The 13,182-nt window shown below is 46.7% G+C and carries 8 protein-coding genes; 4 read left to right on the forward strand and 4 right to left on the reverse strand.

Annotation, left to right across the window (positions count from 1 at the left end; genetic code table 11):
- Window positions 1-50: 50 nt before the first annotated feature.
- From J2Z28_RS07185 to J2Z28_RS07195, 3 genes are all read right to left on the reverse strand, one after another.
- Window positions 51-1,364: an extracellular solute-binding protein gene (locus tag J2Z28_RS07185; protein WP_211081737.1), complete on the reverse strand. Its 1,314-nt coding sequence runs from the start codon at window positions 1,362-1,364 to the stop codon at window positions 51-53.
- 258 nt (window positions 1,365-1,622) lie between these two features.
- Window positions 1,623-3,716, reverse strand: a complete 2,094-nt coding sequence (locus tag J2Z28_RS07190) for an acyltransferase family protein (RefSeq protein ID WP_211081738.1) — start codon at window positions 3,714-3,716, stop codon at window positions 1,623-1,625.
- Window positions 3,717-4,290: 574 nt separating this feature from the next.
- Window positions 4,291-4,851, reverse strand: a complete 561-nt coding sequence (locus J2Z28_RS07195) for a flavin reductase family protein (protein ID WP_211081739.1) — start codon at window positions 4,849-4,851, stop codon at window positions 4,291-4,293.
- A gap of 231 nt (window positions 4,852-5,082) precedes the next feature.
- Here J2Z28_RS07195 and catA point away from each other — a divergent pair, with 231 nt between their 5' ends.
- Complete coding sequence (gene catA, locus J2Z28_RS07200) at window positions 5,083-5,730, forward strand: type A chloramphenicol O-acetyltransferase (protein WP_211081740.1); 648 nt, start codon at window positions 5,083-5,085, stop codon at window positions 5,728-5,730.
- Window positions 5,731-5,812: 82 nt separating this feature from the next.
- On the opposite strand, the gene J2Z28_RS07205 is transcribed toward catA, so the two are convergent.
- Entirely contained in the window at window positions 5,813-8,452 is a 2,640-nt protein-coding gene (locus J2Z28_RS07205) for an adenosylcobalamin-dependent ribonucleoside-diphosphate reductase (RefSeq protein WP_211081741.1), read from the reverse strand.
- A 489-nt stretch (window positions 8,453-8,941) separates the two neighbouring features.
- On the opposite strand from J2Z28_RS07205, the gene J2Z28_RS07210 reads away from it, so the two are divergent.
- From J2Z28_RS07210 to J2Z28_RS07220, 3 genes are all read left to right on the forward strand, one after another.
- Entirely contained in the window at window positions 8,942-10,705 is a 1,764-nt protein-coding gene (locus J2Z28_RS07210) for a DEAD/DEAH box helicase (RefSeq protein WP_211081742.1), read from the forward strand.
- A 3-nt stretch (window positions 10,706-10,708) separates the two neighbouring features.
- Window positions 10,709-11,908 carry a YqhG family protein gene (locus tag J2Z28_RS07215; protein WP_244988151.1) on the forward strand — a complete coding sequence of 400 codons (1,200 nt, stop codon included), beginning with the start codon at window positions 10,709-10,711 and terminating at the stop codon, window positions 11,906-11,908.
- A gap of 164 nt (window positions 11,909-12,072) precedes the next feature.
- Window positions 12,073-13,077: a hypothetical protein gene (locus J2Z28_RS07220; protein WP_211081743.1), complete on the forward strand. Its 1,005-nt coding sequence runs from the start codon at window positions 12,073-12,075 to the stop codon at window positions 13,075-13,077.
- Window positions 13,078-13,182: the final 105 nt, after the last annotated feature.

A 13,182-nucleotide genomic window follows, 5' to 3' on the forward strand; every position in this document is an offset into this window, starting at 1 on the left:
CATTCATACTTAAAACCCCTCCCCTGCCGGGAAGGGGTTTTAACGAATGCTTACTGACTAACCGCATTGGCTTGAGCCGCCTGAATTTTGGCTGCAATGTCTTCGGCCTTACCGCCCATTAGCAACTCTTGTAATGCATTATTAATAACCTCAACCGTTGCCGATCCCAGCTTGGAATCGTATACTGGCGTGATCTTCACTTCCTGCATCAGATCATATAATTCAACGAACAATGGATGTGCTTTGGTTTTGTCCAGATCAATCTTGTAACTCACCAATGTGCTGCTATCCAATGTGGCCTTCTGACCCTCAGATCCTGCCAGCGCGTAGAACAGCTCCATCGCTGCCTCTTTTTGCGCACCGCTCAGCTTTTTACTTACACCCAACCCGGTTCCTACTACACCGGATGTTGTTCTTGGTTCACCCTGGCCTCCGTCCACTGGAGGAAGAATCGTAATATGGGTGTTGTTCAACACCTCTTCAGGTGCATTGTTCACCAGATTTGCCAAGGCCCATCCGCCGTTCATGACCATCGCTGCCTTACCTTGAAAATAAAGCTGCATCATCTGTGTCTCATCGATACTGTTGAATCCATCTTGGAATGCTTTGGTGTTGCCAAGCTCCTGCATCTTGTTCAAGGCTTCAATAAATTGCGGATCGGTAAAGCTCGCACCCTCTTGTGCTGCCGCTTTCAGGAACCAGTCTGTGCCGGTAATCCGATCAGCCAGTGTACTGAATATCGTTGATTGAGCTACCCAGTTGGCCTTGTTGCCAAGTGCCATGGGAATGACTTTATTTTGATTAAAAGTAGCAATCGCTTGTTCCAGTTCCGCCCATGTCTCAGGCACTTTTACGTTGTACTGCTTGAAGAGAGCTTCATTGTAATAGATGAAGGAACTCGGCGCCAGATTCATGGGCACGGAGTAGATGTTCCCGTCTACGGTGTATCCGTCCAGTGCATTCGGGATAAAGTTATCTTTCCACTCCGGCTTTGCGTCCAGCTCTGCATTAATGGGCTGTAACAGATCCCCTTTGACAAATTCCTTAGTCATAGCATCCGGCCACATCACGAACAGGTCTGGCATCTCGTTGGCAGCGGCCACTGTACGAAGCCGGGTTTTGAGACCATCTGTTGGCAAGCCTTCATCCACAACTTCAATATCTGGATGCGCCGCGCGAAAATCTTCAATAATTTTGCGCATCGCAACCGCCTTTGCATCCTGTCCGGTCCAGTTGTGCCAGAGTGTGACGGTTACTTTGTCATTCCCACTGCCTCCTTCTGAAGTGTCCCCGCCAGCACAGCCAGCCAGCATAATGGAGAACAATGTTATTGCCAGGAAACCCGAAAGCCATTTTTTCAACATCTCTATAATCCCCCTCGGCGATTTGAATACACTTATTGTAAATGGTAACGCTATCATACCGTAAGGTGACGATCCACGGATGCAGGGGTGAAAAATATCGGTTCCCCTGTTTGGAATTTACTTTGCTGACTTATTTGTTCATAACAACTAAAAAGAGCCCTCACAATGAGAGCTCTTTCTTATTGCAGCCGTCGGTAGCTTCACCCCAGGCTATATATAATGAATAAGTGCTAAATCGTATTAAATATGGATTGCGTATTATTGGATACTGTTCTTCACCAGTTCTGCAAAAGCTTCGGACCCTTGCGTAGTGAGATGTACGCCATCTTTTTCAAAATATTCGTCATGTCCCTCACTTGCACTGTTCCAATCAATCAACGAGACATTGCTGTATTTGGAGGCAGCCTCATTTAAAGCTCTATTCACCGTTCGTTCCCACGGACGAGGTACGCGCACAGTAACCAGATATACCCGATCCTCATCCTTGAGATAATCAAGCACAGCATTCAAGTTTTTGGAGTTAAAGGAACCATTCGTCCCGAGCTCCAGCACCACTTTGCTGCCCATTTGGTTGTTTTGCTTCAGACCTTCCAATACATCGCCTGCCTGCCACATCTGACGACCGACATGTCCGTCCACATACACTCCCGATATACTTTGCTCCAGATACGGTTTTGCATCCAAAATCACCGAATCTCCAATGACGGTATAATGAACCTTTCCATCCTGGGCAGGAGGAGCCGTTTCTTCATTGTCCTGAGATGAATCAGGTGCATCATCCGTATGATCCGTATTATCGGATTGATTCCCTCCGGCGTCATCCGATGTATCATTCTCGTTCGTCACGGAGTCATCAGCCGGCTTATCTTCAGACTGACCGTCCTTACCAGGATTCACTGAATTGTCTTGGTCGTCAGGTTTGGAGTCTGGAGCAGGCTCTCCTGTTGGCTTCTCGTTTTTCCCCGGATCATCTTTCGTCCCTGCCTCCGGTTTATGAGTATGAGCATCGTTCTTTTGCCCAGAGCCTGACGTCGCTGTAATAGCTGGCAACACATTCTGTCCCTGTTCCTCCGCTACGGAATTCTCTCCATTCAATGTGTTGGACATCGATACCGAATGGGAGTCGGAGTTCGCTGCATGTGAGACCATCATCTGAGATACCGTATAGGACAACAGCAGAATCGTCATCAATAGACCTGCCCGCTTCCACCATACGTTACGTATACCGATCGATGACCGCCCTCTTCCCCATAATCGGGACCAAGAATCACGGAATCCATTGTACCGAATCGGATTTTCAATATATTTAAGGGACAATGAGGCCAGTACAACCGTTACAGCAACCTGTAAAATGATTCGTACAGGATGTGCTCCTCCCGTATCTACCGCGGGATTGGTTAACATAATGACAGGATAATGCCACAGATATAATCCGTAGGATCGCTCTCCGATCCAGCGTAATGGCTTCGCGCCAATGATACGTGCCAGGAAAGACGATGGGTGAGCCAACACCGCTACCAGCAACGTTGTTGCGATAGCCTGAAGCACCATGCCCCCTTGATACAGAAACGGATCGTACTCACTGCTGTTCAGCATCATATAGATTAATAAAGCGAGCGCAGCAAGTCCCGACACATCGAGCACAAGCCGGTTCATGCCAGACAGAGAGTTCGACAGCTTGCGACTAGGCCACACCACGGCAAGAGCAGCACCAGCAAGCAGTGCAAATGCCCGCGTGTCTGTTCCATAATATACACGGCTCGGGTCCAGATCCGGATTATACATGATGGCCATTGCGCCAGCAGATAATTCAGCTGCGACGACAATGAAGACGACCAGCCATCCCTTTCTTTTGAACACTACGATTGCTGCGATCAGTAGAAGAGGCCATATGAGATAAAATTGCTCTTCCACAGCCAGTGACCAGAAATGTCCAAACGGTGATGGAGGGCCAAAACTTTCGAAATAGGAAACGTTGTGAAAGATATACCACCAATTGCTTATGTATAATACACCCGAAACGATATCACCACGAAGTGCAGCAAGCCGGGATGGGTCTGTACAGGCCAACCAGATCATCACCACAGCTGTCATGGTCAGCATGCCTGGAAGCAAACGCCTTACCCGTCTTACCCAGAAATCACCGAGTGAAATGCGTCCATGTTCCTGCCACTGTGACACGAGAATATCTGTAATTAAATATCCCGAGAGAACAAAGAATATACCTACACCGAGCAGTCCGCCCGGAATAAAATCCAAATTCAGATGATACGCGATTACCGCAAGTACAGCGATAGCTCGCAAGCCGTCAAGTCCGTTCATATGTCTCTTACGATTTAACGATTGTGACATGCATGCCCCTCCTTGTTACTGTGAGTCAACAACATCGGTGTTGGGGGCATAAAGGAACTCCTGATCGTTCTGGTTGTCATTAACATACGTATTGCACCTTCCATCTTTCATTTACAACATAAGAAAAGCTTCTGTTCGAAGCACGATCCGATGATGCTACATTCTTGGTGAATTCTATAGTCTTAAGGAAGACGTGTGACCAGTCCATTAAGTTTGATTATTAAAATATTCTTTATATTCATTCGTGAGTTCACGTTTAGCATTATACGCCCGAAATAAACCTCATACTTTACAGGAATAGTTACAAACGATTAAACCGATGTAACCTTTCCTACCAGCTCATATAGCTGTAAAATCATACTCTAATTTTGTCGTTAAATATAGTACTTTTCATCGAGTGGCTAAAATTACCTGTCCTGCTTGCGCAAACCAGCATACCCACGCACACATCGATTGAAACAATTGAATCCATAACAAAAGGCTGCCGACTTGCTCAGCAGCCAATATCCATTATAAACCTATGTCAGACCGGATTGAAAGTTTTGCTCATAATTGCTTCTTCTTGCCTAGGACCCTAGAGGTGGAACGGGTGAATCTTTTCTTCTGTCCTCGCATCCATGATCCGGTATGCTGAACGCCCTGTGTACATTGGGATTTGCAACTTCTCCAGATCAACCATTCCATTCTCCAGAAAGTACTTCTGATCCTGATATCGCTGCAACACTTCGCCTGCAATCCATTCATGGTCACCATATGTCGTAATCTCCATAACCTTGCATTCATAAGCAAAATAAGCATCTGTCAAAATGGGTACACTTACCTTGATTCCTTCCTCATACGGAATGCCGAATCTTGTGAATTTATCCGTATCTCTCCCACTGAACGTTCCTGCAGCTTGAATCCACTCCGATCGATGAGCTGGCAGGAAATGAACGCCGAATACGCCACTCTTCTCAATGAGTTCATAGGAGTATGTTTCCTTACGAAGGGAGATGCCGTATACGCCTGGTGATGATCCGATGTATGTATGCCATCCGGACGCCATCACATTCTGGACTCCCTCATGACGTGAAGTCACCACCGCTACCATTCCAGGATAAGAATAAAATATAGGTTCTTCTATCGGCTGACGCATCTAATCCCCTCTCTTCTTCGTTATAAAGACAATTTTAATTATAAAGGAAAGAAACAGGTTGAAAAAGCGTTTTGCAGACGATTTCGCTATAAGCGACATATTCACTATCATGGTATACTGAAATGGTCAATTTCTAAAAATACGATACTGGGAATGTGATAGGATATGGTCAAATCAGTCAAATATACCTCCTAAATAAATCCATTATTCAAATTTAGGAGGTTATAACTTATGTTTAATTCAATCGTGTTAGATCAGTGGGATCGAAAGCCATACTTTGACCACTACTTGAATCAGGTCAGATGTACCTACAGCATAACTGCTAATCTGGATATCACGCTATTGATCAACGAACTGAAGCTTAAAGGATTGAAGTTCTATCCGGCTCTTATTCATATGATCTCTACGGTCGTCAATGCACACAGGGAATTTCGAACTTGTTTTGATGCCGAGGGGAGATTGGGCTATTGGGACGAAATGTCTCCGAGTTATACGATTTTTCATGAGGACAACAAAAGTTTCTCAACGATCTGGACAGCATTCCATGAAGATTTCGAGACGTTCCACATTCGTTATCTGGAAGATATGAAGAATTACAAAGATCACAAACAATTTGTTGCCAAACCCAATGAACCGCCAAATACTTTTCCCGTTTCCAGTATTCCCTGGGTGAACTTTACGGGATTTAATCTGAATATTTACAATGAAGGAACCTACTTGTTGCCTATTTTCACGATGGGAAAATATGTTCAACAGAACGATAAAGTTTATCTTCCCTTATCCGTTCAGTTACATCACGCCGTGTGCGACGGCTACCATGCTGGTGTTTTATTTAATGAATTGCAATCACTTGCAGATCGATGCCAGGATTGGTGTTAGTTAGCTAAATGACGAAAAGGCATTCCTGACTTCGTAATGGAGTCAGGAGTGCCTTTTTTTTTCTCTTTTTTTCATAAGATATTTAATTGCACTTACTGTACCCACAGTTGCTACATGTTTTGCATCCTTCCACATTCATCAGGGACGCCGAGCCGCATGAAGGACATAAATCTCTCGATTCGGTAAAGGTTTTCTGATCCTCCACTTCTGGATACGTGCTCTCCACTTGATTCTGTTCTTGTAATGCTCCAGTTTCGTTCTCCTGCACATTGCTCTGTACATGACTTTCCAATGCTTTGGCGACTGCATCAGCAATCGATTCAACCCTGTTGGCTCCGAAGCCAATCGCTCCCGAACCACCGATTCCCTTGAGATGTTTGATCAACAGTTCAACCTTGTGCCCATGATCTCCATATCGAAGGAACAGAGAGCATACTCGACCAAGTGCCTCAGCCATGGCGAAAACATCCGATCCCGCTTTGCCCACGTTCAGGAAGATCTCACCCGGCGTTCCCTCCAGATCATTGATCGTAATGTAAGCCATACCGAATGGCGTATTGATTTTGTATGTCGCACCGCGCAGTACCTGAGGACGGCTTCTATATTGTTTATCCAGCACTGAAGAAGAGGAAGGGGTTTGCTCGGAAGAATGCGTTCTAACACCAACCTGGCTATTGGAAGTTCCATCACTTGCCTGTACTTCAGCATTATTCGGGTTTTCTATAGCAGATACGACTGTCTTTTCTTCAGCTTCCGCTGTGTTCTGATCTTCAGTCTTGGTCTCTTCCTTCTTCGACGTGGACAACACCTGCACATCCCTGCTGCCGTCGCGGTATATCGTTACACCCTTGCAGCCAAGGTCGAAGGCCAGTTCGTACAGCTCAGCCGTATCCTCCACTGTAAAATCAGCCGGACAGTTGGCCGTCTTCGAGATCGAGCTATCCACCCATTGCTGGATCGCAGCCTGCACCCGGATATGATTCTCAGCCGACAGATCCATCGCCGTCACATAATAGTCTGGTAAAGCTTCACCCGGATGTTCATCCAGCCAATCTTGTGCGATCGGTACGAACTGTTCATCATAACCTAGACGACTCTGACGGAAATACTTGAAGGCGAAATACGGTTCAATACCTGTTGATGTGCCCACCATCGTACCTGTACTTCCCGTTGGCGCTTGTGTGATCAGTGTGACATTTCGAATGCCCTGTTTACGAATGGCCTCTCCCACTTCAGGGTACGTCGCAACCATGTTTTTCATGAATTCACTCTGTAAATACGGTTCAGCTTCGAAAGCTGGAAAAGCTCCCTTCTCTGCTGCAATCTCTGCCGATGCCAGATAGGCCTCCTTCGCCATGAATCCATACAGTTTATCCAGAAAAACAAGAGATTCAGGACTGCCGTATCGAATACGCAGCATAATCATCAGCTCTGCCAGTCCCATTGTGCCAAGCCCAACCCGGCGTTCACGCTGCTGATTCAGTCTATTTTCCTCAAAATGATATGGTGTTGCATCGATGACATTATCCAAAAATCTAGCCGAGATACGAGTGGTTTCCGCCAGTTCATCCCATGCCACATCATGATTTGTTTCATCGTAGAATTTGGACAGATTGATCGCAGACAGATTACATACACCCCAGCCAGGCAGGCCTTGTTCCCCGCACGGATTAGTACAGATAATCGGATTGAAGTACCAGCTGTTGGACATCTGGTTGTAGTACTCCATGAATACCACACCAGGCTCTGCCGATTTCCAGGCTGATTCAATAATGGTATGCCAGATTTCGCGCGCCTTCAGCGTACGATAGTGCACCACCGAATGACCTGCGGCTTTCCATTGTTGCATATCCCCGTTCCACTCGGTATCATAGTCTGGATCGTTCGTATCGGGGAAAACCAAGTCCCAATCACCGTCCTGCTTGACAGCCTCCATAAATGCGTTGCTCACACATACAGACAGATTGGCATTGGTCACCTGCCCCATCGTTTGTTTCACGGTAATAAAATCAAGCACATCTGGATGCCAGTCATTCATCATGAGCATGAGCGCACCCCGGCGGCTTCCGCCCTGTTCTATCAGTCCAGTCGTATAACTGAACAATCCGCCCCACGATACGGAACCGCTGGATGATCCGTTGACACCTTTCACCACCGCTCGGCGAGGACGCAAAGAGGACAAATTAATACCTACGCCTCCCCCACGTGCCATAACCTCCGTCATCTCAGTCAAGGTTCTCATGATGCCACCCCGACTGTCTTGCGGAGACGGAATGACATAACAATTGAAGAGTGTCAACTCATCGCTTGCCCCCGCACCCGCAGCAATCCGGCCTCCGGGTACTAACTTCCAATCTTCCAACACAGAGCGGAACTTGGACTCCCACGTTGCCCGCTTATCGGCTGTGGATTCGACAGAAGCCATCGCTTTGGCAAGACGGTCCCACATCTCTTCCGGTGTTTTTTCTATGTTGAGTGTCAGTTTCTCCACATTTGTCTCGATCATCTCACCGCTTCGAGTTCTTACCTGTACAAGCTGACCCTTACGTTCTATGATTTCGCCCACTTCCTTGGTCGGGAACTTCGGATCATCCTTCGTTAATACCAATACCACATCTCCGACCTTGGCATGATTCGAATCAGCGTCCTTCCAGGCGTATCGGTCCAGAAATATTTTTTCGCTAAGTCCTTCTAATTGGTGCGATCGTTGGTTCGATTTCATCGCTACATTCAACCTCCCCAGAATAAAGCTCCATGTTCACTATAAGAGTAAATTATGATGAGACACCACATATAGTGATATAAATCCAGTATAATACACCATATATTGATTTTCCATATGACTTTTATCATAGTCCATCTTCATAAACTCCCCGCTCGGACAAGCTTCTTCACACACCCTCAGACTCACGCATACAAAACCTGTGAATTTCTGGGTTCAATATAAGTTAAACTAATCATTTGCACTTCAACGGAGAGGACAGAAAAAACCTGAAAAAGCGAAGCGTTCGCCTTTATCCCCGGATTTCCCCCTCCAGAAAAGGGAATCAAAGAAATCTGGGGATAACAGCGATTGGAAGGTTGTTCTGTCATCGTAGTGTTCGTGCAAATAAAATGTAGTTCAACTTATATAGTTATGAACTGACTCTCATTCGTCCATACTATTACCTACGAATAAAACGTCATCACGTATGGCAGGGGAGGAAACACCATGAACCGGAAAAACCCGCAACACATGAATCAACCTGTAGCCGAGCTGCCCGTTCCCTTGGAATTTGATCGAAGCTGGATTAATCAATTGGAATCAAGACTGGATAAAGGAGGTCCTTGGGGGGATTACCGACTCTTTCAACTCGGCATTCAAGCGGAAGAGACCAACCTGATTCCCAATTTTGACGAAATTCAGTGTTTGAAGCATCTACAAGGCCTTACTCCACTCCCTCACCAGATGGACACTGCACGCAGAGTATTATTTGAAATGTCAGGCCGGGCAATTCTCGCCGATGAGGTGGGTCTTGGCAAAACCATTGAAGCCGGTCTCATTCTGAAAGAATATATGGTTCGGGGTCTCGTATCCAAGGTACTCATTCTTGTGCCAGCGTCTCTTGTGCTGCAATGGGTTCGGGAGTTGAATTCAAAATTCGGCATCCCTGCCATTGCCCAGAAAAAGGCCTATTCCTGGCAAAATGAAGTGGTTGTTGCTTCCATGGATACAGCAAAACGTGACCCGCATAAAGATATGCTGCTGAATACCGATTACGACATGATTATTATTGACGAGGCTCATAAGCTCAAAAACAAGAAAACAACCAACTATCAATTCATGCTGAAATTGCGCAAAAAGTATTGTCTGCTGCTTACAGCTACACCTGTGCAGAACGATATGAGTGAATTGTTCAATCTGATCAACCTGCTGAAGCCCGGTCAACTGGGTCGTCAGGGTGACTTTGCGGCCAACTTTGTTGTAGACAAACGGGTTCCGAAAAATCAGGAACAGCTTAAGAACGAGTTATCCAAAGTCATGATTCGTAACCGCCGCGGCGAAGGCCCTGTTCAATTTACCAAACGGAACGTCTCCAACGTGAATCTGCAACTATCGCCCGAAGAACAAGCGCTTTATGATGGCGTGACTTCCTTTGTTAAAGACCAGTACCAGGAAGCTGGCGGTAACCTGAGCAGCATGCTCTCCCTTGTTACATTGCAGCGTGAAGTGTGCAGCAGTCGGGATGCTGTATTCGTGACGCTGGTTAACCTGTCGAAGAAACTTCCGCTGGACTCTCCCCTTCGGGACAAGATTTGGGAACTCGTTGCCCATATTAAAGCGATCAAGGAGAATACCAAAGCGGAGAAAACGATGGAGCTGGTTCGGAACATGAATGAAAAAGTAATTATCTTCACCGAATACCGGGCCACGCAGGAGTATCTGCTAAACTATTTCCGCAACAATGGGCTTACGGCTGTACCCTATCGGGGTGGCATGAATCGAGGCAAAAAAGACTGGATGATGGATCTCTTCCGCGGGCGTGTGCAGGCCATGATTGCAACCGAAGCAGGTGGTGAGGGCATCAATTTGCAATTTTGCCATCATATGATCAACTTTGATCTGCCTTGGAACCCTATGCGGGTTGAGCAGCGGATCGGTCGGGTACACCGGCTGGGACAGCAGAATGACGTGAACATTTTTAATTTATCTACGACGGGAACCATTGAGGAACATATTCTGAGTCTGCTGCATGAGAAGATCAATATGTTTGAAATGGTGATCGGCGGGCTGGATGTAATTCTGGAACGGTTAGAGAAGAAGGAGTCTATTGAGAAAAGTTTGTACAAGATTATGCTGGAATCACAAACTGATGAAGATATTCGCCGCAAAATGGATTCACTTGGACAATCGTTGAACTCTATTCAACGTGAGGTTTCAGATGAAGGGCCTGCCGTATCCGGGTTGTTAGATCTTCGCAAAGGAGGTAGCTGACCCATGACCATGTCTCCCCATGAAGTACAGGCTTATGTTCTCACCTATCTGGAAGCACTGGATTGTCAGATTATGGAGCGTTCCCCTGCCCATGTTACAGTCAAACTCTCGCCTGAGGCGGACAAAGCGTTGACCAATCGCCCCTATTATTGGGGGTTCGTTGAACGAACCGGAGCACCCGCTGAGACGATGTCCTTTACATTTATATTTGATCCTGACAGCTATCAGCAGGCCATTGAAGCAGCAGAAGCCAAAGCAGCGCAAACATCACCTCCGGTTGCAACTGACCCTGCGGGTACGAATGGCGTAACTAACGGAAATACCCCAGGTGAGCCACCAAAGGACACTATTCTGGGTCGTTACTTCGGCATCACTCCCTCCTTGCCACAGCTGGGACCGGGACGTATATTGCGCGAAGATGTGGTGTATGGCAGTCGCAGGTTACAACAGATTTTCGGTGCAGCCCGAGAAGGCGGTGCCTTCGTAAACCTGTTCGAACAGGCAGCCAAACGGCAATTGCGCGCTACAGCGCCAGCCGTATATGAGCCTTGGCTCGGTGTATGTTTCAAGGTGGAATTCGCCTGTGACTTGAAACGGGAGGAATTGCATTTTCTCGGCATCTCCCTTCGCTCGGGTGAAATTATAGAGAAATTCGGCACTAAGCTGAACCGACGTGATCTTAGTCCGAGGCTTGCGGAGAACATGCATGTGCAGACAGCGAAAGTTTCGTTATCCGATGCCGGAGCTGCTTTGGAATCTCATTTGACGAACCGCTTGCAGAAACTCGATTACAGCTGGGCAGAGAAAGCCCAAGAGCGGCTTGATCTGGAGCTGGACGTGTTGGACACCTATTATGAGGCGGTACTCCGGGAAGATACGCCTGAGGTAGAATCACCAGGTAACATAACCTCAGTCACGGAGAATCAGAATGTCCATTCTGACCGCACACCACCTGCATCACTGAAAAAAGTTGTGGATATAAATAACGCTAAACCTATTGGAGCAGATGTAGAACTGGCGGCAGAGGCCGCAGTACCGATCGACACCGAGACAGATGCCGAAGAAGAGAAAGCGAAGCAGGCGGTTATGGATCGTGAAGCCATGAAACTGCAATATGAGACACGCCGAACCGAGATGATCTGGCAATATGAGCCCAAAGTGAAAGTGACTGCCATTAGCAGCGGTATGTTTCACTTAAGATAAACGAAAGATAGACGAAGACACTACTTTTCCTGCAAATGCTGGCAAAAGTAGTGTTTATTCATGATTAGCCGCCCGACAGGTTGCAGCAACCTTTGCATAGCCTGTCCCATAGAATGAAATTAGGACGCGCTCAGGTAACGGATAAATGAAAAGTAGGTGTAAATTTGAAACGATTCTTTCATACGTGTTGCAACAACGCTCGGAAAACAACCTCTATAACCTTGGGCTTGCTCAGTTGTCTTGCCCTATTCTCTTTTTGGTCGATAGCCGATGCAGAGGAACAAAAAACGTCTTCACTATCTCCCGCATCATCAACAGAGTATAGTCCCGAACGTCATGCCATTCAGAATGAAAAGCTAGCTCCCGTTGCTGTGCAACGGTTTGCAGAGCAACAAGCTGTCACACTTGGTACAGGTACCGCCGAAGCACATTGGAAGAACGCCGACCTGGACTTCTACCCTCTGGGGCCGGGTACACATAGCTGGCTCGTGCAAGCTGAGTTTGAAGGCAAACCGATCGGATATATGATAATTACAGCTATAGAACAGGGACAGCTGCTGCTTAGTGAATATGGTCATGGAGAACAGTCACCATACAACAATGAACTTCTTGGACAAGCCTTGGATCGACAACATGTGAACTTTGAGGCATTACTTGCTGGCGGAGGAGAGCTTCATCTTGGTTATGCTCTTCCCCTGCTAGCTTATTGGAAAGTGGAACAACCTAATCATCCTGCACTTTATATTGATGCTACGAACGGAGATGTACTACCCTCAGAGTTCCTGAACCTGCTGGAGGCTGATTCCAAACAGAACTCTGCCAGCATAACTGATTTATCCACAACGCCATCTTTATCAGTCGATCCACTTCATCTGCGACCCGTCTTCAATCCGGCTGACAATCTGTTGTGGATTACCTCCAAACCTGTTGCTGCCGACCGGGCACAAGATGTGATACAACATGGGGAGAATCAAGAGATTGTTTTCTCAGCGGGTGATCATAACGTCGTATACGGTGGTCCTCTACCCGTTAGCGGTTATCAGCTATGGCATACAGATCAGGAAGCAGAGTCCATTTATATAGCATTAGGTGGAAAATCATCCATTCAACGCTTTGTTCCTTTGAGCACATTACAACAAGACGGTCAGTTTTACATCTTGAAACCTTAAGCATCAGCTAACTCTACAGCTCATTCAGATAACGTTAAAACATAAACATCCACAACAAATAAGACGCCTTCCCATGTATTAAAGGGATTGCGTCTTTTGGTTCTA

It is taken from the genome of Paenibacillus xylanexedens (genome assembly GCF_017874615.1).
Taxonomy (GTDB): Bacteria; Bacillota; Bacilli; order Paenibacillales; family Paenibacillaceae; genus Paenibacillus; species Paenibacillus xylanexedens.

Excerpts from the sequence above, each read along its gene's own strand:
- J2Z28_RS07205 (WP_211081741.1), bottom strand. The coding sequence starts at position 8,452 with ATGAAATCGAACCAACGATCGCACCAATTAGAAGGACTTAGCGAAAAA.
- catA (WP_211081740.1), top strand. The coding sequence starts at position 5,083 with ATGTTTAATTCAATCGTGTTAGATCAGTGGGATCGAAAGCCATACTTT.
- J2Z28_RS07210 (WP_211081742.1), top strand. The coding sequence starts at position 8,942 with ATGAACCGGAAAAACCCGCAACACATGAATCAACCTGTAGCCGAGCTG.
- J2Z28_RS07215 (WP_244988151.1), top strand. The coding sequence starts at position 10,709 with ATGACCATGTCTCCCCATGAAGTACAGGCTTATGTTCTCACCTATCTG.
- J2Z28_RS07185 (WP_211081737.1), bottom strand. The coding sequence starts at position 1,364 with ATGTTGAAAAAATGGCTTTCGGGTTTCCTGGCAATAACATTGTTCTCC.
- J2Z28_RS07190 (WP_211081738.1), bottom strand. The coding sequence starts at position 3,716 with ATGTCACAATCGTTAAATCGTAAGAGACATATGAACGGACTTGACGGC.
- J2Z28_RS07195 (WP_211081739.1), bottom strand. The coding sequence starts at position 4,851 with ATGCGTCAGCCGATAGAAGAACCTATATTTTATTCTTATCCTGGAATG.